The 23,493-nt window shown below is 67.0% G+C and carries 24 protein-coding genes and 3 pseudogenes; 13 read left to right on the top strand and 14 right to left on the bottom strand.

The genetic code is table 11. From position 1 onward, the window contains the following. Positions 1–3 precede the first annotated feature (3 nt). From BB334_RS09725 to BB334_RS09700, 6 genes are all read left to right on the top strand, one after another. Positions 4–414 (top strand): hypothetical protein, encoded by a 411-nt coding sequence (locus BB334_RS09725; protein WP_068807768.1) that lies wholly within the window; start codon positions 4–6, stop codon positions 412–414. Then, positions 407–1,426 (top strand): 4Fe-4S binding protein, encoded by a 1,020-nt coding sequence (locus BB334_RS09720; RefSeq protein WP_068807765.1) that lies wholly within the window; start codon positions 407–409, stop codon positions 1,424–1,426. Before BB334_RS09725 ends, BB334_RS09720 begins: the two co-directional genes overlap by 8 nt. A gap of 18 nt (positions 1,427–1,444) precedes the next feature. Beyond that, positions 1,445–3,346 (top strand): nitric oxide reductase activation protein NorD, encoded by a 1,902-nt coding sequence (locus tag BB334_RS09715; RefSeq protein ID WP_068807762.1) that lies wholly within the window; start codon positions 1,445–1,447, stop codon positions 3,344–3,346. Positions 3,347–3,350: 4 nt separating this feature from the next. Further along, on the top strand, positions 3,351–4,112 hold the full coding sequence (locus BB334_RS09710) for a Crp/Fnr family transcriptional regulator (RefSeq protein WP_068807759.1): 762 nt from the start codon (positions 3,351–3,353) through the stop codon (positions 4,110–4,112). A 117-nt stretch (positions 4,113–4,229) separates the two neighbouring features. Further along, the gene (locus BB334_RS09705; protein ID WP_083200365.1) at positions 4,230–5,465 is read left to right on the top strand and encodes a CNNM domain-containing protein; all 1,236 of its coding nucleotides are present in this window, start codon (positions 4,230–4,232) and stop codon (positions 5,463–5,465) included. A 17-nt stretch (positions 5,466–5,482) separates the two neighbouring features. Then, on the top strand, positions 5,483–6,820 hold the full coding sequence (locus BB334_RS09700; protein ID WP_068807756.1) for a hemolysin family protein: 1,338 nt from the start codon (positions 5,483–5,485) through the stop codon (positions 6,818–6,820). Between the two features lies 1 nt (position 6,821). Here BB334_RS09700 and BB334_RS09695 read toward each other — a convergent pair whose 3' ends face one another. From BB334_RS09695 to BB334_RS09680, 4 genes are all read right to left on the bottom strand, one after another. Next, the gene (locus BB334_RS09695) at positions 6,822–8,012 is read right to left on the bottom strand and encodes an NnrS family protein (protein ID WP_068807754.1); all 1,191 of its coding nucleotides are present in this window, start codon (positions 8,010–8,012) and stop codon (positions 6,822–6,824) included. 66 nt (positions 8,013–8,078) lie between these two features. Next, the gene (locus BB334_RS09690) at positions 8,079–9,641 is read right to left on the bottom strand and encodes a cytochrome D1 domain-containing protein (RefSeq protein WP_083200364.1); all 1,563 of its coding nucleotides are present in this window, start codon (positions 9,639–9,641) and stop codon (positions 8,079–8,081) included. A 2-nt stretch (positions 9,642–9,643) separates the two neighbouring features. Beyond that, entirely contained in the window at positions 9,644–10,846 is a 1,203-nt protein-coding gene (nirJ, locus tag BB334_RS09685; protein WP_068807752.1) for a heme d1 biosynthesis radical SAM protein NirJ, read from the bottom strand. Between the two features lie 78 nt (positions 10,847–10,924). Beyond that, positions 10,925–11,503 carry an NnrU family protein gene (locus tag BB334_RS09680; RefSeq protein WP_068807749.1) on the bottom strand — a complete coding sequence of 193 codons (579 nt, stop codon included), beginning with the start codon at positions 11,501–11,503 and terminating at the stop codon, positions 10,925–10,927. Positions 11,504–11,697: 194 nt separating this feature from the next. On the opposite strand from BB334_RS09680, the gene BB334_RS18185 reads away from it, so the two are divergent. Next, positions 11,698–11,979, top strand: coding sequence for a hypothetical protein (locus BB334_RS18185; RefSeq protein ID WP_158014385.1), 282 nt, complete (start codon positions 11,698–11,700; stop codon positions 11,977–11,979). Positions 11,980–12,259: 280 nt separating this feature from the next. Here the strand turns inward: BB334_RS18185 and BB334_RS17570 are convergent, their stop codons facing one another. From BB334_RS17570 to BB334_RS18895, 3 genes and pseudogenes are all read right to left on the bottom strand, one after another. Then, complete coding sequence (locus BB334_RS17570) at positions 12,260–12,460, bottom strand: SDR family oxidoreductase (RefSeq protein WP_232756709.1); 201 nt, start codon at positions 12,458–12,460, stop codon at positions 12,260–12,262. A gap of 88 nt (positions 12,461–12,548) precedes the next feature. Beyond that, positions 12,549–12,815 (bottom strand): annotated as a pseudogene (locus tag BB334_RS18900) (dioxygenase family protein); the annotation flags it as partial. Beyond that, the gene (locus tag BB334_RS18895; protein ID WP_408646442.1) at positions 12,725–13,213 is read right to left on the bottom strand and encodes a DODA-type extradiol aromatic ring-opening family dioxygenase; all 489 of its coding nucleotides are present in this window, start codon (positions 13,211–13,213) and stop codon (positions 12,725–12,727) included. The gene BB334_RS18895 and the pseudogene BB334_RS18900, both read right to left, overlap by 91 nt. On the opposite strand from BB334_RS18895, the gene BB334_RS09670 reads away from it, so the two are divergent. From BB334_RS09670 to BB334_RS09650, 6 genes and pseudogenes are all read left to right on the top strand, one after another. Continuing rightward, positions 13,190–13,603: a LysR substrate-binding domain-containing protein gene (locus BB334_RS09670; RefSeq protein WP_198531217.1), complete on the top strand. Its 414-nt coding sequence runs from the start codon at positions 13,190–13,192 to the stop codon at positions 13,601–13,603. The genes BB334_RS18895 and BB334_RS09670 overlap by 24 nt on opposite strands. A 93-nt stretch (positions 13,604–13,696) precedes the next feature. Next, positions 13,697–14,067, top strand: a pseudogene (locus tag BB334_RS18670) (ISAs1 family transposase); the annotation flags it as partial. A gap of 79 nt (positions 14,068–14,146) precedes the next feature. Beyond that, positions 14,147–14,575, top strand: a complete 429-nt coding sequence (locus tag BB334_RS09665) for an ABC transporter permease (RefSeq protein WP_068807743.1) — start codon at positions 14,147–14,149, stop codon at positions 14,573–14,575. 20 nt (positions 14,576–14,595) lie between these two features. Beyond that, positions 14,596–15,372, top strand: coding sequence for a PEP-CTERM/exosortase system-associated acyltransferase (locus BB334_RS09660; protein WP_068807740.1), 777 nt, complete (start codon positions 14,596–14,598; stop codon positions 15,370–15,372). 190 nt (positions 15,373–15,562) lie between these two features. Next, positions 15,563–16,384 (top strand): THxN family PEP-CTERM protein, encoded by an 822-nt coding sequence (locus tag BB334_RS09655; RefSeq protein ID WP_068807737.1) that lies wholly within the window; start codon positions 15,563–15,565, stop codon positions 16,382–16,384. Positions 16,385–16,563: 179 nt separating this feature from the next. Next, entirely contained in the window at positions 16,564–18,162 is a 1,599-nt protein-coding gene (locus BB334_RS09650; RefSeq protein WP_068807734.1) for an FAD-binding oxidoreductase, read from the top strand. Positions 18,163–18,221: 59 nt separating this feature from the next. Here BB334_RS09650 and BB334_RS09645 read toward each other — a convergent pair. From BB334_RS09645 to BB334_RS09615, 7 genes and pseudogenes are all read right to left on the bottom strand, one after another. After that, a pseudogene (locus BB334_RS09645) lies at positions 18,222–18,812 on the bottom strand (IS66 family transposase); the annotation flags it as partial. A gap of 127 nt (positions 18,813–18,939) precedes the next feature. Beyond that, on the bottom strand, positions 18,940–19,425 hold the full coding sequence (locus BB334_RS09640; protein ID WP_068807731.1) for a YajQ family cyclic di-GMP-binding protein: 486 nt from the start codon (positions 19,423–19,425) through the stop codon (positions 18,940–18,942). A gap of 22 nt (positions 19,426–19,447) precedes the next feature. Further along, positions 19,448–19,771 carry a pyrimidine/purine nucleoside phosphorylase gene (ppnP, locus tag BB334_RS09635; RefSeq protein ID WP_068807728.1) on the bottom strand — a complete coding sequence of 108 codons (324 nt, stop codon included), beginning with the start codon at positions 19,769–19,771 and terminating at the stop codon, positions 19,448–19,450. 20 nt (positions 19,772–19,791) lie between these two features. Beyond that, complete coding sequence (locus BB334_RS09630) at positions 19,792–20,022, bottom strand: DUF2788 domain-containing protein (RefSeq protein ID WP_068807725.1); 231 nt, start codon at positions 20,020–20,022, stop codon at positions 19,792–19,794. A 27-nt stretch (positions 20,023–20,049) separates the two neighbouring features. Continuing rightward, positions 20,050–21,279 carry an argininosuccinate synthase gene (locus tag BB334_RS09625; protein WP_068807722.1) on the bottom strand — a complete coding sequence of 410 codons (1,230 nt, stop codon included), beginning with the start codon at positions 21,277–21,279 and terminating at the stop codon, positions 20,050–20,052. A 52-nt stretch (positions 21,280–21,331) separates the two neighbouring features. Next, a complete protein-coding gene (argF, locus tag BB334_RS09620; protein WP_068807719.1) occupies positions 21,332–22,258 on the bottom strand; it encodes an ornithine carbamoyltransferase in 927 nt (308 codons plus the stop codon). Between the two features lie 15 nt (positions 22,259–22,273). Further along, entirely contained in the window at positions 22,274–23,449 is a 1,176-nt protein-coding gene (locus BB334_RS09615) for an aspartate aminotransferase family protein (RefSeq protein WP_068807715.1), read from the bottom strand. Between the last annotated feature and the right edge of the window lie 44 nt (positions 23,450–23,493).

Below are 23,493 nucleotides of genomic sequence, written 5' to 3'. Positions count from 1 at the left end.
GCCATGAGCCTCGAGCGCCCCGACCCCCTGAAGCACGTCATGCCCGGTCCGCCGATCGCGATCGCGGCCGAGGCCCTGTTCCTGATCAACCTGATGCTGCTGCCCGGCCTGGCCTTCCTCGCGCTCGTCGTGCTCTACCTCAAGCATCGGAACGATGCCGACCCGCTGGTGCGCAACCACCTCCGGCAGACCACCATCACCTGCGTGTGGGGCGGCCTGCTGCTGGTGACGATCAGCGTCGGCATCTTCCTGCTCGGCGGCTTCGACAATCCCTGGTCCTGGGTGATCGGCGTGCTGTACTTCACCTTCGTGCACTCGGCGCTGATTCTGCTCGGAGTCGCCGGCCTGTCGCGGGCGATCAATGGCCGCACCTGGCGCTATCCGATTCTCGGCCCGCGCGAAGACCATGGCTGAGGCCGGCGTCGTCTGCGACACGGGCGCCACGCGGCGGATCATTCCCATCGCCCGCGCCGAGAACGTGGCGCCGCGCGGCCTGCAGCGTCGCCGACGGCTGTTCCAGGCCGGGTTCTTCCTGCTCTTCGTGCTGGCGCCCGTGTTCGACCTGTTCCGCTATGACCTACACGCCGACCATGCGTGGCTGCTCGGCATGGAATGGCGGCTCGGCCTCGACGACTTCCTGGCCGGTCGCATCGGCGCGGGCGAGGCGGCCGCGAACATCGGCCTGCGCCTGTTCCTGCCGCTGCTCGGCGGCGCGGCCCTCTTCCTTTGGGCGGCGTGGAAATGGGGTCGGCTCTACTGCGGCTGGCTATGCCCGCACTTCTCGGTGGTGGAAACGATCAACCGCCTGCTCGTGCGCGCGATCGGCAAACCCAGCGTATGGGAGAAGAAATCCCTGCCACCCTGGAAGCCCGACGGCACGCCCGCCCGCGTCGATGCCCGCTGGTGGTTCGGCGTCGTGCCGGCGGCGGTCGGTTTCGCCTTCCTGTGGGCGGTGGTGCTGCTGACCTATCTGCTGCCACCGGCCGAGGTGTACGGCAACCTCTTCGCCGGCGAGCTCACCCGCAACCAAGCGGTCTTCATCGGTGCCGCCACCGTGGTGCTGAGCCTCGAGTTCCTCTTCGCCCGCCACCTGTTCTGCCGCTACGTGTGCGCGGTGGGCCTGTTCCAGAGCCTGTCCTGGATGAGCAACCGCGACGCGATGGTGGTCGGTTTCGCCCGCCAGCGCGGTCGCGACTGCACCGACTGTCTGCCCGACCGCCAGGCCGCCTGCGATGCGGTCTGCCCGATGCGGCTCACCCCGCGCAACATCAAGCGCCACATGTTCACCTGCACCCAGTGCGCGCAGTGCATCGACGCCTGCGCCGAGACGCAGCGCGACAACCCGCAGGGCCCGCTGCTGCGCTGGGCGAGCGACGAGGCTGCCCGCCAGAACGAGGCCGGCTTCAGTGCCATCCGCAGGCAATAGGTACCGGAAACAAGCGTCATGGAAGAAGTCGTCGGCAAGCTCTGGCACCGTCTGATCACCCGCGCCGCGGGGGGTCACTACCCTCAGGCCGCGGTAAAACTGAAGGAGGTCGAGCGGACCGCCGGCGTGTTCTTCCGGGCCCTCGGCGGCGACCCCGGCCTGCGCGTCGCGGCCGCCACCGCCGACGCCCACGGCGCGCGCCGCAGCCTGCTGTCGCGCATCGCCGGCTCGGATGAACGCATTGCCCGCGCGCGCATGGATGTCGCCACCCTGCGCCTGCCACCCTCACTCGATGTCTTCCCCGAGCGCGGCCTCAACCGCGATCTCTACCTGTGGCTGGCCGCGCTCGCCGCCGCCCACGCCCAGCCGCTCGAGGGCGACACGCCGGCGACGGACGGCACGACCGACCCCGCCAGCCTCGAACTGGCGCGCAACCAGCGCGCCACCGTGAAGGCGCTGCAGCTGTGGCCCGGCCTGCGCGAGCGCTACCAGCGCCTGCTCGCCGCCACCCTCGCCGCGCGCCCCGACCCGGCACGGCTCCCCCCCGCCGAGGCCGAACGCGAGCGTGCGGTCCGCCGCGCGCTCGAGGCCCCCGGCAGCGTTGCCGGCCTGCCCCCGCTCCCGCCCAAGGCCGCCCCAGCGACGCCGGTGCTGTTGTGGCTGGGCGGACTCGATGATCCCACCGCACCCGCCGCGCCCGCTTCGTCCGGCGCCGCGGGCGCGGAATCCACCCGGCCCACGCGGCCACAGGATCGCGACAGCGAACGCGACGCCCACCGCGTCGAGCGGGTCGACAAACCAAAAGAAAAGCTCGGCCTCATCCTGCCCTTCCGCGCCGAGAGCCTGCTCTCGGTGGCCGAGTTCCTGAAAGTCAAGCGCAACCTCGACGACGAGCCCGACGACAACGCCGCCGACGCCGCACTCAATCTCGAACAGCTCGCGATCACCCGCGACGAGGAGCGGGTCGCCTCCAAGGTCCGTTTCGACCTCGATCTGCCGTCCGCCGCCGAGGACGACACCGTGCTCGGTCCCGGCATCCCGCTGCCCGAATGGGACTACCGCAAGAACCTGCTGCGCGAGGACTACGTGCGCCTGAACGAGCTGGTCGCCGCCGCGGACGACCCGCGCGCCGCGCCGGTGCCGCTGCCGCCCCACCTGCGCCGCACTGCGAAGCGGTTGCACCGCCAGTTCGCCGCGCTGCAGCCGGCGCGGCGCTGGCTCAAGGCGCAGACCGACGGCAGCGAACTCGACGTCGACGCGATGGTGCGCGCCGCCACCGACCGCGCCTGCGGCCGACATCCGTCGGACCAGCTCTACCTGTCGCTGGAAAAACGCGAGCGCGATCTCGCCTGCCTCGCGCTCGCCGACCTCTCGCTGTCGACCGACGCCTGGATCTCGTCCGAGGCCCGCGTCATCGATGTCATCCGCGACAGCTTGCTGCTGTTCGGCGAGGCCCTCAGCGCCACCGGCGACCGCTTCGCGCTGTGCGGCTTCTCCTCGGTCAAGCGCGCCAACGTGCGCTTCCACCGCCTGAAGGACTTCGACCAGCGCTTCGACGACCGCGTGCGCGGCCGCGTGATGGCGATCAAGCCCGGCTACTACACGCGCCTCGGCGCCGCGATCCGCCACGCCACCTCGATGCTCGACAAGCAGGACGCCGCGCGCCGCATCCTGCTGATCCTGTCCGACGGCAAGCCCAACGACCTCGACCTCTACGATGGCCGCTACGGCATCGAGGACACCCGGGTGGCAGTGATCGAGGCGCGCAACCGCGGCATCGTGCCCTTCTGCGTGACGATCGATCGCGAGGGCGCGAGCTACCTGCCACACCTGTTCGGACCCGCCGGCTTCGCCGTGATCCGCAAGCCCGACGAGTTGCCCGCCCGCCTGCCGCTGTTCTATGCGCAACTCACGAGATGAGGCCATGAATCCCTGCGACATCCCCTGCGCCACCACCCAGAGCGCCACCGAACCCGACGCCCCGTTGCCGCCGGACGTCGCCCGCATCTGCCAGCTCCTGCAGAAGACGCCGCTGTTCCACGTCCTCGCGCCGCGCGAGCTGGCGCGGCTCGCGCACGGCGTGCGCGAACTGAAGGTGCCCAAGGGCGAGATCCTGTTCCACCGCGGCGACCCCTGCGTCGGCTTCCATCTGATCCTCGGCGGCCAGATCAAGCTCGCCTTCATCTCGCCCGAAGGCAACGAGAAGGTCGTGGAGATCCTGCGCCCCGGCCAGTCCTTCGGCGAGGCGGTGATGTTCATGGACAAGCCCTACGTGGTGATGGCCCAGGCACTCACCGAGGCCTCCCTGCTTCACATCGCGAAGGCGGTGGTGTTCGACGAGATGGCGCGCGATCCGCTGTTCTCGCGCCAGATCGTTGCCGGGCTCGCCCAGCGCCTGCACCACCTGATGGCCGACGTCGAGAGCTATTCGCTGCGCTCCGGCCGCGACCGCGTGGTGGGCTACCTGTTGGGCGAGAAGGACATCGCGGGCGCCATGCCGGCGGAAAACGGCCGCGTCACGGTGCGCCTGCCCACCGCCAAGGGCACGATCGCCTCGCGGCTCAACCTCACCCAGGAGCATTTCTCGCGCATCCTCAACGAGCTCAGCACGGCACGCCTGATCGAGGTCGAGGGCCGCAGCATCCACATTCCCGACCTCGAGCGTCTGCGCCAGAGCCTTGCCTGAGACCGCCGAGCGCCCCCGCTTGCGCAGCGGCGCACGCGCAAGACCACGGCATCGACCGTAGTTTCTGCTAACCTCGCGCTTCCCAGACAAAAGCGCCGGCTGCCGCGCGCGCACTTCATGACCGACCCTGAACCCCGACCTTACCGCTTCACCTCTTCCTTTCTCGGCCTCACGCTCCTCCTCGCGCCTGCGCTGGCCTCGGCCGACGACCCCGTTCTCGCTGTGGACACCACGAGCAGCGATTTCATCCTGCTCGTCGCGTACGTGTTGCTCGCCCTCGTGCTGTCCTTCATGTGCTCGGTGGCGGAAGCCGTCCTGCTCAGCATCACCCCCTCCTTCGTCGGCAACCTCGAGACCACCGACCCGCGGCGCGCCGCCCTGCTCAAGAAGCTGAAGGGCGAGAACATCGACCGCTCGCTCGCTGCCATCCTCACGCTCAACACCATCGCCCACACGGCGGGCGCGATCGGCGCAGGCGCCAAGGCCACCGCGGTCTTCGGCAGCGCCTGGTTCGGCGTTTTCTCGACGGTGATGACCCTGCTGATCCTGTTCCTGTCGGAGATCGTGCCCAAGACCCTGGGCGCGGTGTACTGGCGCGGCCTCACCGGAATCACCGCGTGGTATGTGAACCTGCTGATCAAGCTGATGTATCCGCTGATCGTGGTCGCCGAGCTTCTCACCAAGCTGATCGCACGCGGCCGTGCGGTGCACGTCTTCAGCCGCGACGAGTTCATCGCGATGGCCAACATCGGCCAGGAGGCGGGCCACATCAACGATCGCGAGTCGCGCATCATCCGCAACCTGTTCCGCTTCGGTTCGCTGCGCGCGCAGGACATCATGACGCCGCGGACGGTCGTCGTCGCACTGCCCGAAACCATGACGATCGCGGCGGCGCTGCAAACGCGGATGAGCCCGCCCTTTTCGCGCATCCCGATCTACGCCGACAGCCTCGACGCGGTCACCGGCTTCGTGCTCCGCGAAGATCTCCTGATCGCCCAGACCCAAGGCACCGGCAGCCGCCCGCTCTCCGCGCTGCGGCGCGAGATCCTCGCGGTCGCCGGCGCGACGCCCTTGTCGACCCTGCTCGAATTGCTGCTCGACAAGCGCCACCACATCGCGGTGGTCATCGGCGAGTACGGCGAGACCAAGGGCGTGGTCACCCTCGAGGACGTGGTCGAGACCCTGCTCGGCATCGAGATCGTCGACGAGGGCGACCGGGTGGAAGACATGCAAAGCCTCGCCCGCCAGCTCTGGCGCCGCCGCGCGAAGGTTCTCGGCCTCGAGGTCGATCCGCCCGAGAACGAGGCCGCGCCCGCCGCCGCGACCGCCAACGACGTAGCTCCCCGCAAGTAAGCAAGCACGACGCCGCCATGGAAATCACGATTCTGGTCGCCCTCATCGCGCTCAACGCCCTCCTCGCCCTCTCCGAAACCGCCCTCGTCGCCGCGCGGCGCTCCCGCCTGGCGCGGCTGGCCGAGAACGGCGACGGCGCCGCGCGGACGGCGCTCGAGCTCAACGAAGAGCCCCGGCGCTTCCTGTCCACGATTCAGGTCGGCATCACCTCGATCGGCATCCTCAGCGGGATCGTCGGCCAGGCGATCCTCGCCGACCCCTTCGCCGCCTGGTTGCAGGAGCTCGGGGCGGCACCGCGCACCAGCGAACTCGGCGCCACCGCGATCGTGGTGATCGCGCTGACCTATGTCACCATCGTGGTCGGCGAGCTGGTGCCCAAACACATCGGGAACGCCAGCCCGGAAGACATCGCCCGCCTCGTCGCCGCGCCGGTGAAGGCGCTCGAGACCCTGTCGCGCCCCGCGGTTTACCTGCTCAGCGTCTCCACCGCCGCGGTGCTCAAACTGTTCGGGCAGAGCGCGAGCCGCGACACCAGCCTCACCGAAGAGGAAATTCACGCGATGCTCGAGCAAGGCTCCGAGGCGGGCGTGATCGACAAGAGTGAACACGACATGGTGCGCAACGTGTTCCGCCTCGACGAGCGCCACATCGCCTCGCTGATGGTGCCGCGCGCCGACATCGTGTGGCTCGACGTCAACCGTCCGCTCGAAGACAACCTCGCGGTGGTCGCCGAGTCCGCACATTCGCGCTTCCCGGTCTGCCGCGGCGGCGCCAGCGACATTCTCGGCGTGATCGGCACCAAGCAGATCCTCAACCAGAGCATGCGCAAGCAGCAGGTGGATCTCGAGCAGAACCTGCAGCCGGCGGTCTACGTACCCGAGTCGCTCACGGGCATGGAACTGCTCGAGCGCTTCCGCGCCTCCGACACCCACATGGTCTTCGTGGTGGACGAGTACGGCGAGGTCGAGGGCATCGTCACCCTGTACGACCTGATCGAATCGGTGACCGGTGAATTCGCGCCCGGCGACACCGAAGAGCCGTGGGCGGTGCAACGCGAGGACGGATCCTGGCTGCTCGACGGTCTGATCCCGGTTCCCGAGCTCAAGGACCGACTCGAACTGAAGGCGGTGCCCGACGAGGAACGCGGCCAGTACAACACCCTGTCGGGCATGATGATGTGGCTCCTCGGCCGTCTGCCAGGCACCGGTGACATCGCCACCTGGCAGGGCTGGCGACTCGAGGTGGTCGATCTCGACGGCAAGCGCATCGACAAGGTCCTCGCTTCGCGCCTGCCGGAGCCGACGCCCGAGGACGCGGATGCGGAAGCGCCCGAGCCCCCGGCGACGAAGGACTGAATCAGCCCGGTTTGCCGTCCACCCGGGCTCGGCTGAGGAACGGGAAGTAGCGCCACACGTAGAGCAGGAAAGCGAGCGACCATGCCGTGGCGGCGAAGTGGATGCCGGCGACCGTTGCCGACGGGATCGCGCTCACGGTGAGTACTCGCACCAGCGCCGCGCTCATCACCAGCACGTAGGCGATCGTCTCCACCGGCCCGGCGGTCAGCATGCGGCCGGTGTGGCCGAGCGCGGTGCGGGTGATCATGCCGATGATCAGCCCGCCCATCGAACCGATCGCCAGCGCGTGCACCCCGGCCGAGCGCGGCAGCAGGCCGAACTGGCCGAGTCCGATCAGGATCAGCCCGATCGGGATCCACAGGTAGGCCAGGTGCAGGATCCACAGCAGCGGGTTCTTGCGTGTCGCCCAGGGGTTCCAGCCGCCGACCCGCACCAGGTGCAGCGCCGCCGCCAGCAGCGAGAGTGCGCCCGCCGCGCCGCCCACGCCCATCGCCCACAGCAGCAGCGCGAGGCCGCCGGCGATCACCGCCGCATAGTCGAGGGTCTTGTTGCGCCACTGGCGCACGCCGCGCACCGCATTGGCGGTGAACATCGGCACCACCCGGCCGGCAACGATGGATTCGAGCACCACCACCAGGCCGAGCGCGAACAGCAGGGTGGCGAGCGGATCGAGCGCGAGCGCGCCGTGCAGCGCCAGGTGGAAGACGAGGTTCACCAGCCCGAGCATGCTCAGCAACAGTCCGATGAAGTAGTTGCGCGTGCTGCCCGCTTTCAGCAGCACGCGGAAGAAGATCGCCGCGCACAGCGGCAGGAAGGCGACGTCGATCGCGGAGGCCAGCACCCCGCCGCCACCGAAGGCCATCGCCAGCCGGCCGGCCAGCCACAGGGCGGCGACCGCGGCGAGCGGGCCCTCGGTCGGTGTCTGAAGACCGGTCCAGGCCTTCCCGGCGGTGAACAGGAAGCCGACGATGATCGCCACGCCGAAGCCGAACAGCATCTCGTGGGCGTGCCACCAGATACCCGGAATCGGCGACTGCAGGACACCGACGAAGACCATCACCCAGGCGGGAATCGCAATCGCGGCGAAGGCCGCGCCGAGCAGGTAGAGCGGCCGGAAGCCGAGGGCGAACAGGGAAAAGGTGTCCGGCGGAATGCGTTTGGTGGTGGGCTCGTCGAGCGGAATCAGGGGCATTGCTTCGTTTCTCGCTTGCTGGTGTTGCGGGCGGGCAGCGGCAGGGAGTCGCCGCCCGGGGAGGGATCAGTGGCTGGTGCCTTCGTCGCGGGTGATCTTGTTCCAGACGTTGTACTTGCCCACCGGCTTGCTCATCGGCAGGCGCTTCACTTCCTCCAGCGTTTCGGCGTCGAAGACGATCACCGCGCCGTCCTCCTCCCACAGGCTGGCGAGTGCGTAGCGGCCGTCGCGGGTGAATTCGATGTGGGCGAGCGTCCTGCCCGGTTCGCCGACGATCTCCTTCACCACCTCGAGGGTCTGCTTGTCGATCACCTGCAGGATGTGCTTGGCGGTGGGACTCATCATCGAATCGACGAAGGCGTGCCGGCTGTCGCCATGGCTGCGCAGGAAGAAGCCCGGCCCCCGGGTCGGGATGCGCTTGACCACCTCCCAGCTCTCGAGGTCGATCACCGTCACCTCGGCCGCCTTCAGGTTGGTGCTCGCCATCACCGTGCGGCCGTTCCACTGCCAGGTGATGCCCGAACCGAGGTGGGGCATGCCGTCGAGCGGCAGGTCGGCGATCTTGCGCCGCACGTCGAGGTTCACCACCTGGCCGACACCGTCGCGCGAGGCGCCCATCAGCTCGGCATAGCTCTGGGTGAAGAAAAAGTCGTCGAGCGGGTCCTGCAGCAAAGTACGCCGCGGGTTGAGATAGCCCGGCACGAAGGTGCCCTCGCGCATGCGGAAGTCGTGGATGAGGCCGACCGGGATCTCCTCCGCCTGCGCGTCGTAGCTGATCTCCCACACCTCGGGCACGTCCTTGAGCGCAACGACGAAGGAATTGCGCGGGGTCGCGTCGTACACCGCCGAAACCCGCGAGCTGTGCCTGCCGCTCTGGTCGATCGCCGGGATGGTCTTGATCAGCTGCAGATCGCCGTCGAGCAGGACCAGGCTGTGCGGCAGGTAGTTCGCCACCGCCACATGGCGACCGTCGGGCGACACCGCGACGTTGCGGGTGTTGATGCCGGCGCGCACCTCGGCGACGACCGCGAGGTTCCACAGGTCGTACTTGGTGATCCAGCCGTCGCGCGAGCCGAAGAAGACGTAGCGGCCGTCGGCGGTGAACTTCGGCCCGCCGTGCAGCGCGAAGCGCGACTGGAAGCGGTGGATCGGCTCCAGGCGATCGCCGTCGAGCACGCTGACGTGGTGATCGCCGCCCTCGACGACGAGGAAGAGGTTCATCGGATCGGCGTCGAACACCGGCTTGTCCGACAGGCGCGCGGGATCGGCGTGGACGACGCGCGACGCGCGGATCGCCGCGTCGGACCAGTCGGGCGCCGGGCTCACCGGGGTGTAGATGAAGTCCGCCAGCGCGGCGATCTCGGCCTCGCCGAGCTGCTCGCCGAAGCCGGGCATCTGGGTGGCAGGCCGGCCGTCGCGGATCACCCGCAGCGCCTCCTCACGGCGCAGGCGGGCGAGGTTGTCCGGCAGCAGCGCCGGGCCCATCTGGCCGAGACGGTCGGCCGCATGGCAGGCGGCGCAGTGCTGCTGGTAGAGCGCGCGGGTCGCCTCGGAGACGGGCGCGGCCAGCGCGGCACCGGCAACCGACATCGTCAGGGTCGCCAGGGACAGGATCGCAGCCGGCTTCATGATCAGACCTTTTCCATCCGCACCCAGGGCGTCACCGTCACCCGCTTGTCACCGTAGTCGGCGGCGCTGACGCCGATCTCCTCGTCGCTCAGGTAGCAGGCCGGATCCTCGGCCCAGGGGTTGCCGGTGACCTGCCCGGCGCGCACGCGGGAGCTGCCGTTGCAGATCTCGAGGTAGCGGCACGCGCCGCAGCGTCCCTCGAGCGTTCGCGGATGCTGCTTGAGGCCCGCCATCAGCGGGTTCGAGACATCGTTCCAGATCTCGCCGAAGGCCCGTTCGCGCACGTTGCCGACCGGCACGTGCCACCACATCGTGTCCGGATGCACGATGCCGAGGTTGTCGATGTTGGCCACGTTCACCCCGCTGGCGTTGCCGCCCCACTGGCGCAGCCTGGCCTCGATGTGGGCGGCACGCTCGGGGAAGCGGGCGCGCACCCAGTGCAGCAGGAAGACCCCGTCGGCGTCGTTGTTGCCGGTGACGAAGTCCTTCTCGATGCCGCGCCGGTGCAGGTCGAGGCAGGTCTCGAACAGCAGCTCCATCGCCTCGCGGGTGGTGCGGTGACGGGCGTCGCCCGCGCGGTGCTTGTTGCCGCGGCCGGCGTAGTTCAGGTGCGAGAAGTAGAACTTGTCGATCCCCTCGTCCTCGACCAGCTGCAACAGCGGCTTGAGGTCGTGGGCGTTGCCCTCAGTCATCGTGTAGCGCACGCCGACCTTGATGCCGCGCGCGAGACACAGCCGGATGCCGCGCATCGAGGCCTCGAAGGCGCCCGCCAGGCGGCGGAAGCGGTCGTGGGTGGCGCCGATCCCGTCCAGGCTCACGCCGACGTAGTCGAAGCCGATCTCGTCGATCGCGTCGATGTTCTGCTCGGTGATCAGCGTGCCGTTGGACGACAGCGCCACATAGAAGCCCATGTCCTTGGCGCGACGGGCGATGTCGAAGATGTCGGGACGCAGCAGCGGCTCGCCGCCCGAGAGGATCAGCACCGGCACCCGTGCCGCCTTCAGGTCGTCCATCACCTTGAACACATCGGCGGTGTCGAGCTCGCCCGGGAAGTCCTTGTCGGCCGAAATCGAATAGCAGTGCTCGCAGGTCAGGTTGCAGCGCCGGACCAGGTTCCAGATCACCACCGGCCCGGGCGGATTGCGCCGCGGTCCCGCCGGCGTGGGATGGTCGAGTTCGCGGATGAAGTTGGAAATGCGGAACATGGGCGCCTCCTGGTTGGGCCGATTACAGCCGAAGCGGGCGGGGGAGAAAATGATGACGGTCAAGGGGGGGCCGGCCGCTCAGCCGAAGGGCGCGACGCCGAACAGCCAGGCGTGGAGCTTGCGCACGAACAGGACCCAGAGCCCGGCACCGATGACGACCGCCAACCCGTCGCGCGCCAGCGAGCCGGCGGCACGCCCCACCCCGACCGCCCGATCGCGCCTGCGCGCGCTGACGAAGGCGGCGCTCGACCAGGCGAGAAAGCTGCCGAACAGCAGCACGTCGGCGAGCGTGCCGTTGGCGAGCAGGTGCGCGAGCGCCCACAGCGCCACCCCCGCGCTCATCGGATGCCCGAGCGCGCGCTTGATCCGCGTCCCCGGCAGGTAGGCCGCCACCACCAGCACGAAGGCCGGCAGCAGGAGCAGCGCAGCGAGATGACGGGTGCCAGGTGGCGGCAACCACAGCTGCACCGGCGCCGCGCGCGTCTGCCCATACCCCCAAACGATCAGCGCCAGGCCGATCGCCGACGCGATGGAATAGGCCAGCTTCCACTTCGCCATCCCGTAATGGGCGATGTACTGCGCCCGGTTGTCCTCGGCGAAGATGCGCGCCGAATGCGTGCTGAGAAACAGCAGCAGCCCGATGATGAGTGCGGTCATGTGAGGTGCTCCAGACAAGTCAGTGGGTTCGGACCGCATTGATCGGCGTTTGCTCCCGCCCAGCCAGCGTCATGCCATCGCCACCAGGCAGAAACGCACGATTTCCTCCGCCTTCGTGACGAAGTCGTCGGTGCGATCGAGGCACCGTCGTTAACATTCCGTCATTGACGCCACCAGCCCCCCCACCCCCTGAGATGAAACGCATCAGCGCCACCCTCGCATTTCTCCTGACTGCCGGACTCGGCCCGCTCGGCATCGCCTCCGACGCCGCCGCGGTCCAGGCGGTGCATCGCTGCGAAGTGGACGGGCGTGTCATCTATTCGGACTTGCCGTGCGCGGTGCAGCCCGCCGAAGACCGGCGCGCAACGGCACGGGGTGAAGCAGCTGCGGATTCGGTGCAAACGCAGACCCCGGCCGAGACCGATGGGAAGGGCGTAACGACGGGTCCGAATGCAAGGGCTGATGGGTTGGATTGATTCACGTCGCCCGCTCATGGACGCGCTTGGTCGAGACCTGCGCACCTGCTTCCCTCAGGCCTCCAGCGACGGCCGACGCCATCGCTTCGATGTGCCCAGGCGACGAGTGATACAACCCCGCTCGTCGGTCGTCGCGCCGTCTCCTCAGGATGGACGGTGCATGAAGGCTCCGCCGCTCACACACCTGGCGCCCAACAAGGGCGCGCCAGGCGCCAAGCAGTGAAGGCGGTCCGCGCAAGCACGCGATGCGACAGATCGACGCCCCCTGGCGCCCCGTGCGTCAGGCGATGCTCTCGACGATGCCGCCCTCGACCCGCAAGGCCGCGCCGGTGGTCGCGCTGGCCTGCGGCGAGGCGGCGTAGACGCACAGGGTGGCGACCTCCTCGGGGCTGGCCAAGCGCCGGATCAGGCTCGACGGACGGTTCTCGGCGAGGAACAGGGCTTCCATTTCGGTGGCGGATACGCCGCGTTCCTGCGCCATGCCGGCGATGAACGCAACCGCGCCCTCGGTCCGGGTCGGCCGCGCCAGCCGCCACCATCAGCGGCAGCAGGTGTTCCTCGGCGCGCGGCGGATGGCACAGCCGCGCCGACGGCGCCTGTTCCCAGGCGGCCAGGGCGGGCTCGCGCTGCGGCGCGGCGGACTCGACCGTGCGCACCAGCCAGCGGTCGAACTCGTCCGAGATCGGCCCGAAGCGCGGGTCGCCATAGCCGCGCATGTTGTGAAAGCTCATGCCGCTGCCGACGATCAGCACGCCTTCGTCGCGAAGCGCGGCGAGCGCGCGGCCGGCATCGAGGTGCGCCTGCGGGTCCAGGTCTTGGCGCAGCGAGAGCTGCACCACCGGGATGTCGGCGTCGGGGACATCAGCTTCGCCGGAATGAACATGCCGTGATCGAAGCCGCGCGCGGCGTCCTGCTGGGCTGGCAGTTGCGCCTGGCCCAGCATCCCGGCGATGCGCGCCGCCAGTTGCGGCGCACCGGCGGCCGGATAGCGCAGCTCGTAGGTATGCGGCGGAAAGCCGTAGTAGTCGTAGAACAGCTCGGGCTGCGCGCCGCTGGTGACGCTGAAGGCCGGCTGCAGCCAGTGCGCCGACACCACCACGATGGCCGAAGGGCGCGCGGGCAAGGTGTTCGCCACGTTCTTCAGGAAATCCGCCATCGTGTTCCACGCGTCGGGCGGGTTCCAGTCCATGAAGAAGCAGGGGCCGGCGCCGTGCGGGATGAACAGGGTGGGCATGCGGGTGTTGCTGTGGGCGGTCTGGGCTACACCCTGTCGTCCTGGGCCGGCGGCAAGGTCTGGGCCTTCGGCCAGGATGGCAACGTGCGCGTCGCGGTGCATGGCGATCTCGCGGCCAACAATGGCGACGCCCTGCTGGCTGCGGCCGTGGGCGGTCAGGGGGTGATCACCCAACCTGACTTCATCGTCTCCGACGCCGTCAAGCGCGGCGAGCTCGTGGTGCTCGAACTGGATCAGCCCACTTATGCGCTGGGCGGCATTTTTGCCGTCTACCCGCCGGACCGCCGACCGCCGACCGCCGACCGCCGACCGCCGGCCAAGGTGCGGGTGATGATCGATTACCTCGCCGAGCGCTTCGCCTCATCGTCCTTCGCCTGGCAGCCTCGCTGAACCGCGCCGAACGGCGGAGCCAAAACGTCGGCGCCGCCCACGCCGTGCCGATGACGGCGAGCACGTGATGAGCGATGCACACACGGGCCACTGTGGCCCGGCTGCAAGACGGTCGGCTGCGTCTTCTCGCAACGGTTGGTCGGCGACAAGGTGGCTGAGCTCGAGGAGCGCTACTACATCAGCTCGCGCAAACTCACCGCCGAGGAGTTGGCCCAGAGCGTGCGTGCGCATTGGGCCATCGAGAATCGCGTTCACTGGATGCTCGATGTTTGCTTCGGCGAGGACCCTGGATGATCCGCAAGGACAACGCACCGCAGAACCTCTCGCAGCTCAAGAGGATCGTAATGAACCTGATTGGTGCGGACAAAACCGACACCGCCAAGACCAGCCTGCGGCTCAAGCGCAAGCGGGCGGCCTGGAATGACGATATCCGCATGAAAATGCTCGGGATTCATCCGTTATGACTTTCGAGTGCGATAGCCCTGGCCCCCGGATCTCGAGGCCCGAGGCTGGCGCGAGCTGTCGGATTTCTACGACAAGGCGGTGGAACTCTACGACCGCCAGTTTGGCGTGTTGCAGCTCATCATCCTGTTGATGGTCCTGCTGTCAGTCGCAAATGCAGTCAATATGGGCGTGTTCGAACGCTACGGCGAATTCGGCACCTTGCAGGCGCTGGGCAACACGCGCGCCCACGTGTGCCGCCTGGTCGTGGTCGAGAACATGCTGCTCGGCATGATCGGCGCCGGGCTTGGCGTTATCCTCGGGCTTACGCTCGCTGGCGCAAGCCCGGCGGTTAGAATCCCGATGCCCCCCAACTCGAATCAAGGGTACACCGCACACATCCGGCCGGTTCTGCTGACGGTCGTGCTGGCCTGGATCGTCGGCTTCGCTGCAACCGTGCCGGCCGCCTTGCTGCCGGCACGGCGGGTGTCTCGCACGCCGGTGGTCGATGCCCTGCGCCAGTCGATTTAACTTTCTCGGAAGCGCCAACCATGTCATTCCTCGACAACTTCAACCTCGGCCTTGGGTTCAGGAAGTACTTTCGGATTGGCGCTGCGCTCGATGATGATCTGCGCAATGCGGTCTATCACATCCGCCACGAGGTCTACTGCGAGGATCTGCAGTTCGAGCCCGCGCGTCCCGACCGGCGCGAAACGGACGAGTACGATGCCCGCAGCCTGCACTGTCTGCTACGAAAGGTCGGTACGCCCGCTCATCCGGTTGGGTGCGCCCGGCTCGTATTGACCGATCCCGACTCGCCTCTCACTCCCTTGCCCTTCGAGAACACCTGTGCCGCGACGATCGATCGTTCGATCGTCGATCCGGCCAAGCTGCCGCGTGAGCGAATCGCCGAGGTGTCACGTCTGGCCGTCCGGCGCGCATTCCGCCGCAGAAAAGGCGAGGAGCGCGTCAGCACGTCGATCCAGGACGAGGATTTCGGTGTCGGCGACCAGCCCCGATTCCCCTACATCCCGATCGGCCTCTACATGGGGGCGATCGCGCTGGCGGCGCGCAATGGAATCGATGTGCTCTTCATGTTGACCGAGCCCAGGTTGGCGACCCACTTTGCCCGCCTGGGGGTCGACATTCGCCAGATCGGGGGCCCCGTGTCGCATCGCGGCACGCGTGTGCCCTCGATGCTCGACGTGCAGGAGACCATTGGCAGCATGCGCCTGATCATGAAGCCGCTGTGGCGTGAGATCCATGCCCAGATGGAGCTCAGCCACAACGAGCCTGCCTTCCTGCAAGGCCCCCAGGAGGCGGACTGATGTCGGATTTTTTTACAAGTCAGCGAGGCATGCAAGCGGGTTGATCCGTTCTTTCTATTAAGCAACTGTTGTATAAGCACTTTTATGTTCATTGTTTTCTGGCCTGACTCTTGCTTAGTGGTTAATGCCGGCAAGAACTTATCACCTGAGACGAAAAACTCACGTCTCGCCATCCACGAGGAGAGTCACCATGAAATCACGTCCAGCTCTGAAGAAGCTTTCCGTCCTGCTGGTAGGCTTGGCAAGCGCCGCGACCGTCCAGGCGGCCCCGGTGGTTACCGATTGGACCTACACCCTGACTGGCGTCTGGCAAGACTTCGCACCCAATGCGGGTATCACCCTGTCAGGCGATCAAAAGACCCTTTCCTGGGGAACCCCTGCCTTTGGTGGTGACCCGTCCTCGCTGGTGATCACCGATCCGGCGGCGGGTGCTGTCAGCACGCAGATCACTGGCGACAGCCCGCAGCCTGGTAGCACTGCGCCTGGGGTTACGCTGACCCACAACAACAACCCGATCTTTGCCCCGAGCCTGGACAGTGCGGTGCTGCGTGCAACGCTCAACCTCACCGCGGCCAACCCCGCAGAGGCTGTGATCGGTGGCCCGGGGGTATTGCCTCCCCTGGTGTACGACATCCTGTTTACTGAAACTCCGAACGTGGGTGGCACCTGCGTCATTGGCACCAGCCCCACGCCCTGCAACGACATCTTCGTTCAGGCGACCGGCTTCCTCAATCAGTTGCTTTCGTACAACGGCAACGACTATTTCATCAACATCTTCCCGACGTCGGGAGGGGTGCTGAGCACGCTCTCGAACGCAGCGTGTGCCGCCGCCGGGGCGGCAAATGGTTGCATCGGATTCAGTACGCCGGAGGGTCAAAGTACGGCTCTGGCATTCGGCTTCACGATTTCGACCGAGCAATTCAGCCAACAAGTTCCGGAGCCTGGCATTCTTGCGCTGCTCGGCATTGGCCTTGCTGCCGGTGCGTTCAGCGCTCGCCGTCGTCGGGCCTGAGCCTGCAGGCCGCATTGCGGCTGGCAGCCTGGTTGTTGTGAAGGTGTGAAGGGTGGGCCAGGCAACTGGCCCACCCTTTTTGCGTTCTGCTTCGACAGCGCTTCGCTTCGCATCCATGTGGCGCTCCTTCGATGGCTGCAGGAGAATGCGACCACTTCTTTGAGGGCTGGAGCAGAAGGATGGACATTGCGGCGGCAACGCGGGCTTGGAGTGAATTGGGGGCAGGGCTTGAGGTGCTCGATGGCGTGGCCGCTGCTGCTGCGTATGGGGTTGACACCACTGAGGTGCGACGTCGCTTCCTTGGCGCGCTGAAGCTCGAGCGGGCTGAATTGGTACCGGACGTAATGCGCATTGCCTCGCGGTTTGGCGTACCGGTACATCCCATCAGCACGGGACATAACTGGGGCTATGGCACTTCGCTCCCGGTACGTGACGACTGTATGGTTCTCGATCTGGCTGGGCTTAATCGCATCGTCGACTTCGATGCAGAGTTGGGTATTGTCACGCTCGAGCCCGGCGTCACGCAGCAGATGCTGGCTGACTTTCTCGATCGCGGACAGCACCCTTTCCTGGTGCCAGTAACCGGCGCCGGGCCTACGTGCAGTTTAGTGGGCAATGCGCTTGAACGCGGTTACGGCATCACGCCCGAGGGGGATCACTTTGCCGCGGTGACGAACGTCGAGTCCGTGCTCGCGGATGGATCCGTGTATCGGGGCATGCTGAGCGAGGTGGCCGGAGAGGGTCTCGGCAGGTTGTTCAAGTGGGGGCTCGGCCCCTATTGCGATGGACTTTTCACGCAGAGCGGATTCGGCGTCGTCACCCGTGTATCGATTGCGCTGGCACGCCGCCCGCAATGCATCAAGGCCTTGTTCTTCAGTGTGCGCGACGACAGTCTGCTCGAGGACGCTGTCGAACGTGTCCGCGATATCCTCGCGTCACTGCCTGGGGTTGTGGGGGGCATCAATCTGATGAACCGGAGGCGCGTGCTGGCCATGGCGGCGCCTTACCCGGTCGACCAGCTGGGCCCGGACGGGCTGATCACGCCCGCGGCGTTGGAGGCGATGGGGCGGGCCTATCAGGTCATGCCATGGACCGGTTTCGGCACGCTCTACGGCACAGCGCGGGTGGTTCGCGCGGCCCAGCACGAGATTCGACGAGCCTTGTCCGGAGTCGCCACCCGGGTCGTTTTTCTGTCAATGGGTCAGGCTCGGTGGCTTGCGCGCATCGCGCAGAAGTTGCCGGGTAAGCTCGGGGCGCGCCTGGGCAAGACCGCGGCGACCATCGCACAATCGCTCGAACTCGTTGAAGGACGTCCCAACGAGACCGCCCTTCCGCTGTGCTATTGGCGCGGGGGAACCATGCCGCCGCCGGGGACGCCGCTCGACCCGGCGCGGGATGGCTGCGGCCTGATCTGGCATGCGCCACTTGTGCCCATGCGCCCCGGCACGGTGCGCAAGTATGTGGAGATGGTCGAGGAGCAGTGCCAACGACACGGAATCGAGCCCCTCATCACGCTCACCTCGCTCAATGCAAGGCTGTTCGACAGCACCGTGCCCATTCTCTTCAGGAGTGACAACGCTACCGAGGTCGCCGCCGCGCGGGACTGTCTTGCAACGCTTAGTGAGTCGGGGCGGGCGCTCGGCACACATCCCTATCGACTCGGGGTGCAGGAGATGACGAAACTGGGCGAGCGCGATCGCGCCAGCGCTGACCTCTCGCGCCGGCTGAAGGAGGCGCTCGATCCTCAGGGGCTGATCGCGCCGGGGCGGTATGAGTAAGTGGCCTCACCTGCGGGCGGTCAGTTAGCGCTCCACAAACCCCATTCTTCCCCGTCTCGCTACGCTGTGATCAACTCCTCTGCCTTGAGATTCCAGGGCAGGAGGGCCTCGAAGTGTTCGACGGTGGTGGCGGTAGGCAAGGCGCGCAGTACGTGGCGCAGCCACAGGTCCGGCTCGACGTTGTTGGCTTTGGCGGTCTCGATCAGCGAGTAGATGAGCGCGCTGGCGCGCGCGCCGGCCTGGGTATCCGAGAAGAGCCATGCTTTCCCAACGACAAAGGGGCGGATGGCGTTCTCGGCGGGATTGTTGTCGATCGGCAGGTCGCCCCGTTCGAGGTAGCGGGTCAGTCCCGGCCACTGCTGTCGATGCAGGTAGCCCAGGGCACCATCGAGTATCGAGGTGGGCGGCACGGTGGGGAGCACCTGGTCGAGCCAACCGCGCAGCTCACCGATGACGGCACGGCTTCGGCTCTGGCGTAGCGCCAGACGCTCAGCGTCGCTCAGTTCGCGCGCCTCCTTCTCGATGGCGTAGAGCTTGCCGATCAGGGCGAGCGCTTCGTGGGCGCGACCGCGCTTGCCGGCGGGCAGCACCTTGCCGGCGTCGACGAAACGGCGGCGTGCATGCACCCAGCAGCCGAGCCGGGTCACCCCTTCGGTGAAGGCAATCGCGTATTCCGACCGATCGTGACCGATTCAGGCCGTCGTCGGAAACACCGGTCACGTTGTCGGAATCAAAAGGCCCTCCAGGAGGGCCTCGTAGCGTTCGAAGCTGCTGGAATCAGTCGCGGAAATTGCCGAACTGCAGCGGGAAGTCGGTGATCTCCTTCTTCACCAGCGCGATCGCCTCCTGCAGGATGTCGCGCTTGGCGCCGGAGACGCGCACCGCGTCGCCCTGGATCGCGGCCTGCACCTTCATCTTGCTGTCCTTGAGCAGCTTGACGAGCTTCTTCGCCAGATCCTGCTCGACGCCGACGCGCACCTTCACTTCCTGCTTGACCTTGTTACCCGAGATCTTCTGCACGTCGCCGTAGTCGAGGCAGCGCACATCGACGTTCTTCTTGGTCATCTCGGGGAGCAGGATGGTCTTGATCTGGTCGAGCTGGAAGTCACTGTCACCGTAGAGCGTGAGGAGCTTTTCGGCGTGCTCGATGTTGGCGCTGGTGCCCTTGAAATCGTGGCGGCCGGCGACCTTGCGGTTGGCCTGCTCGACGGCGTTGCGCAGCGCGGGCTGGTCGACCTCGGACATGATGTCGAAAGACGGCATCGCGTTATCCTCCCCCGTTCGCTCAACCGAAGTGGCAGATGTAGTGGTAGGGCTCGCCTTCGACCTCGATGTCGAAGCTCGAGTTGGCCGGCACGTCGAAGGACTCGCCCGCGCCGTAGGTCTTCCACTCGGTCTCCCCTTTCAGCCGTACGCGGCAGCTGCCGGCCACGCCTTCCATGATCTCGGGGGCGCCGGTGTTGAAGGTGAGCGAAGCGGGCAGGATCACGCCCACCGATTTCTGCGTGCCGTCGGCCAGGCGGATACCGTGGCTGATGCACTTGCCGTCGAAATAGACGCTGGCCCTGGTATTGACGGCGACGCCGTCGATCTTTTCGGTAACGCTCATCTCTGGTGCGATTCCTTGCCTTATTCGATGCCGAGCATTCTCTGGATGAAGGCCTTGGCGACGAAGCCGACGAAGCCGAGGCCGAGGGCGAGGAACATCCAGATCGTGCCGTACTTGCCGGCCTTGGATTGCCTGGCGAGGTTGCCGATGATGAACAGCATGTAGACGATCAGCGCGGTGAACAGCACCTTGAGGGAGATGTCCTCGAACTCCGCGATCGTCAGCCCGAATATGAAGACCTCGTTGTCCATCACCGGTGTTCCGTTGCGCCCCGCCGGTCAGCCGCGCTTGCTCTTGGCGTTGGCCGCGATGCGCATGCGCAGCGCGTTGAGGCGGATGAAGCCGTGCGCGTCCTTCTGGTTATAGGCGCCGGCATCGTCCTCGAAGGTAGCGATCGTCGGGTCGAACAGCGAGTCGGTTTGCGAGTCGCGCCCGGTGACGATGACATTGCCCTTGTAGAGCTTGACTCGCACCCAGCCGTTGACCGTCTGCTGGGTGTTGTCGATCAGCGCCTGCATGGCCTGGCGCTCGGGGCTCCACCAGTAGCCGTTATAGATCACGCTCGCGTAGCGCGGCATGAGGTCGTCCTTGAGGTGGGCGACTTCGCGGTCGAGGGTGATCGACTCGATCGCACGGTGGGCCTTGAGCAGGATGGTGCCGCCCGGGGTCTCGTAGCAGCCGCGGCTCTTCATGCCCACGTAGCGGTTCTCGACCAGATCGAGGCGGCCGATGCCGTGCTTGCCGCCGAGCTCGTTGAGCTTGGCGAGCAGCTCGTGGGCCTTCATGCGGGTGCCGTTGATCGCGACCAGGTCGCCCTTCTCGAACTCGAGGTCGACGTACTCGGCCGCGTCGGGCGCCGCCTCGGGCGACACCGTCCAGCGCCACATGTCTTCCTCGGCCTCGGCGGCGGGATCCTCGAGGTGGCGGCCCTCGTAGGAGATGTGGAGCAGGTTGGCGTCCATCGAGTAGGGCGAACCGCCCTGCTTGTGCTTCATCTCGATCGGGATGCCGGCCTTCTCTGCATAGGCGAGCAGCTTCTCGCGCGACAGCAGGTCCCACTCGCGCCACGGCGCGATCACCTTCACGCCCGGCATCAGCGCGTAGTAGCCGAGCTCGAAGCGGACCTGGTCGTTGCCCTTGCCGGTGGCGCCGTGCGACACCGCGTCGGCGCCGGTCTCGCGGGCGATCTCGATCTGGCGCTTGGCGATCAGCGGGCGGGCGATCGAGGTGCCGAGCAGGTACTCGCCTTCATACACCGTGTTGGCGCGGAACATCGGGAAGACGAAGTCGCGCACGAACTCCTCGCGCAGGTCGTCGATGAAGATGTTCTCGGGCTTGATGCCGAACTTGAGCGCCTTCTGGCGCGCCGGCTCGAGCTCCTCGCCCTGGCCGAGGTCGGCGGTGAAGGTGACCACCTCGCACTGGTAGGTGTCCTGCAGCCACTTGAGGATGACCGAGGTGTCCAGCCCGCCCGAATAGGCGAGCACTGCTTTCTTGACGTCGCTCATGCGTGTTTTCCTGTTTTGTCGTGCCGTACGGGGGCACGGTCCGGTAAGCGGATTACTGGTCCCCGACGCGGCCGAGCATCAGGAACTCCATCAGCGCCTTCTGCGCGTGCAGGCGGTTCTCGGCCTCGTCCCACACCACCGACTGCGGACCATCGATGACGTCGGTGGTGACCTCCTCGCCGCGGTGCGCCGGCAGGCAGTGCATGAACAGCGCGTCGGGCGCGGCCACCGCCATCATCTCGGCATCCACGCACCAGTCGGCGAAGTCCTTCATGCGCTCCTCGTTCTCGGCCTCGAAGCCCATCGAGGTCCACACGTCGGTGGTCACCAGGTCGGCGCCCTTGCAGGCTTCCATCGGGTCGGCGAACTCTTCGAAGTGGTCGGTGCCGTAGAGCCCGGCGCGCTCGGGCTCGACCTCGTAGCCCGGCGGCGTCGACACGTGCACGTTGAAGTCCAGCACCTCGGCGGCCTGCAGCCAGGTGTTGCACATGTTGTTGCTGTCGCCCACCCAGGCCACGGTCCTGCCCTGGATGGAGCCGCGATGCTCGATGAACGTGTAGATGTCGGCGAGGATCTGGCAGGGATGGTATTCGTTGGTCAGGCCGTTGATGATCGGCACGCGCGAGTTGGCGGCGAAGCGCTCGACCATCTCCTGCTCGAAGGTGCGGATCATCACCAGGTCGCTCATGCGCGAGATCACCTGCGCCGCGTCCTCCACCGGTTCGCCTCGGCCGAGTTGGGAGTCGCGCGTGTTGAGGTAGATCGCCGAGCCGCCGAGCTGCTGCATGCCCGCCTCGAAGGACAGCCGGGTGCGGGTGCTGGCCTTCTCGAAGATCATCACCAGGGTGCGATCGAACAGCGGGTGGTAGGGCTCGTAGCGCTTGAACTTGTCCTTGATCCACTTCGCGCGGCGGAAGACGTATTCGTAGTCCTCGCGGCTGAAGTCCTTGAACTGGAGATAGTGTCTGAGTGCCGTCATGTAATGGGCCCCGTGTCAGGCTTTCTGCAGGAAGTCGCGGATCAGCGGCGCAAGGCCGGCGACCAGCGCCTGGGCGTCCGCCGTGGTGAAGATCAGCGCCGGCAGCAGGCGCACCACCCGCTCGGCGGTGACGTTGATCAGCAAGCCCGCCTCGAGCGCCTTGCCGACCAGTTCGCCGCAGGGGCGGTCGAGCTCGATGCCGATCATCAGGCCGCGGCCGCGGATGTCGACCACGCCTTCGAGGCCGGCCAGGGCCTCGCCGATGCCGCGGCGGATTTCGTCGCCGACCGCGACCGCGCTGGCCATCAGCCCGTCCTGCTCGATCGCGTCGAGGGTGGCGAGCGACGCCGCACAGGCGAGCGGGTTGCCACCGAAGGTGGAGCCATGGTTGCCCGGCCCGAACAGGCCGGCGGCGGCGCCGCTGGTGAGGCAGGCGCCGATCGGCACGCCGGAGGCCAGCCCCTTCGCCAGCGTCATCACGTCAGGCTTCACACCGGCATGCTGCCAGCCGAACCACTCGCCGGTGCGACCCATGCCGCATTGCACCTCGTCGAGCATCAGCAGCCAGCCGCGCTCGTCGCAGATCGCTCGCAGTTCGCGCAGGTAGTCGTCCTCGGCCATATTGACGCCGCCCTCGCCCTGCACGATCTCGAGCATCACCGCCACCACGTGGTTATTGTGCTCGGCAACGCGGCGCACGGCCTCGATGTCGCGGTAGGGGACCCGCACGAAACCCGGCACCAGCGGGTCGAAGCCGGCCTGGGTCTTGCGGTTGCCGGTGGCCGACAGCGTCGCCAGGGTGCGCCCGTGGAAGGCGTTCTCCATGACGATGATGTTGGGCAGATCGACGCCCCTGTTGTGGCCGAACATGCGGGCGAGCTTGATCGCGGCCTCGTTGGCCTCGCAGCCCGAATTGCACATGAAGACCTCGTCCATCCCCGACACCGCGGCGAGGCGATCGCTCAGGGCCTCCTGCAGCGGGATGCGATAGACGTTGGAGGTGTGAAGCACCCTGCCGGCCTGCTCGGTGATCGCGCGCACCAGGCGCGGATGGTTGTGACCGAGCGTGGAGACGGCGATGCCCGACAGGGCATCCAAGTAGCGCTTGCCGTTCTCGTCATAGAGCCAGACGCCCTCGCCGTGGGTGAAGGCCACCGGCAGGCGGGCGTAAGTATTCATCAGATGAGACATGGAAACCCCGGTCAGGACGAAGCACAAAACGTACACGGCGGCAC

This window comes from Thauera phenolivorans (assembly GCF_001696715.1).
GTDB classification, from domain to species: domain Bacteria; phylum Pseudomonadota; class Gammaproteobacteria; order Burkholderiales; family Rhodocyclaceae; genus Thauera; species Thauera phenolivorans.
The sequence above is the reverse complement of the archived record's forward strand: the minus strand, read 5'-3'. Positions and strand labels throughout refer to the sequence as shown.

Coding starts and splice junctions, on each gene's coding strand:
- BB334_RS09695 (WP_068807754.1), bottom strand. CDS start 8,012: ATGCCCCTGATTCCGCTCGACGAGCCCACCACCAAACGCATTCCGCCG.
- BB334_RS09615 (WP_068807715.1), bottom strand. CDS start 23,449: ATGTCTCATCTGATGAATACTTACGCCCGCCTGCCGGTGGCCTTCACC.
- BB334_RS09660 (WP_068807740.1), top strand. CDS start 14,596: ATGTCATTCCTCGACAACTTCAACCTCGGCCTTGGGTTCAGGAAGTAC.
- BB334_RS09640 (WP_068807731.1), bottom strand. CDS start 19,425: ATGCCGTCTTTCGACATCATGTCCGAGGTCGACCAGCCCGCGCTGCGC.
- BB334_RS18895 (WP_408646442.1), bottom strand. CDS start 13,213: ATGCCCACCCTGTTCATCCCGCACGGCGCCGGCCCCTGCTTCTTCATG.
- ppnP (WP_068807728.1), bottom strand. CDS start 19,771: ATGAGCGTTACCGAAAAGATCGACGGCGTCGCCGTCAATACCAGGGCC.
- BB334_RS09680 (WP_068807749.1), bottom strand. CDS start 11,503: ATGACCGCACTCATCATCGGGCTGCTGCTGTTTCTCAGCACGCATTCG.
- nirJ (WP_068807752.1), bottom strand. CDS start 10,846: ATGTTCCGCATTTCCAACTTCATCCGCGAACTCGACCATCCCACGCCG.
- BB334_RS09705 (WP_083200365.1), top strand. CDS start 4,230: ATGACCGACCCTGAACCCCGACCTTACCGCTTCACCTCTTCCTTTCTC.
- BB334_RS09630 (WP_068807725.1), bottom strand. CDS start 20,022: ATGGACAACGAGGTCTTCATATTCGGGCTGACGATCGCGGAGTTCGAG.
- BB334_RS09710 (WP_068807759.1), top strand. CDS start 3,351: ATGAATCCCTGCGACATCCCCTGCGCCACCACCCAGAGCGCCACCGAA.
- BB334_RS09655 (WP_068807737.1), top strand. CDS start 15,563: ATGAAATCACGTCCAGCTCTGAAGAAGCTTTCCGTCCTGCTGGTAGGC.
- argF (WP_068807719.1), bottom strand. CDS start 22,258: ATGACGGCACTCAGACACTATCTCCAGTTCAAGGACTTCAGCCGCGAG.
- BB334_RS09625 (WP_068807722.1), bottom strand. CDS start 21,279: ATGAGCGACGTCAAGAAAGCAGTGCTCGCCTATTCGGGCGGGCTGGAC.
- BB334_RS09690 (WP_083200364.1), bottom strand. CDS start 9,641: ATGAAGCCGGCTGCGATCCTGTCCCTGGCGACCCTGACGATGTCGGTT.
- BB334_RS09725 (WP_068807768.1), top strand. CDS start 4: ATGAGCCTCGAGCGCCCCGACCCCCTGAAGCACGTCATGCCCGGTCCG.
- BB334_RS09720 (WP_068807765.1), top strand. CDS start 407: ATGGCTGAGGCCGGCGTCGTCTGCGACACGGGCGCCACGCGGCGGATC.
- BB334_RS09700 (WP_068807756.1), top strand. CDS start 5,483: ATGGAAATCACGATTCTGGTCGCCCTCATCGCGCTCAACGCCCTCCTC.
- BB334_RS09650 (WP_068807734.1), top strand. CDS start 16,564: ATGGACATTGCGGCGGCAACGCGGGCTTGGAGTGAATTGGGGGCAGGG.
- BB334_RS17570 (WP_232756709.1), bottom strand. CDS start 12,460: ATGGCGCAGGAACGCGGCGTATCCGCCACCGAAATGGAAGCCCTGTTC.
- BB334_RS09715 (WP_068807762.1), top strand. CDS start 1,445: ATGGAAGAAGTCGTCGGCAAGCTCTGGCACCGTCTGATCACCCGCGCC.
- BB334_RS18185 (WP_158014385.1), top strand. CDS start 11,698: ATGAAACGCATCAGCGCCACCCTCGCATTTCTCCTGACTGCCGGACTC.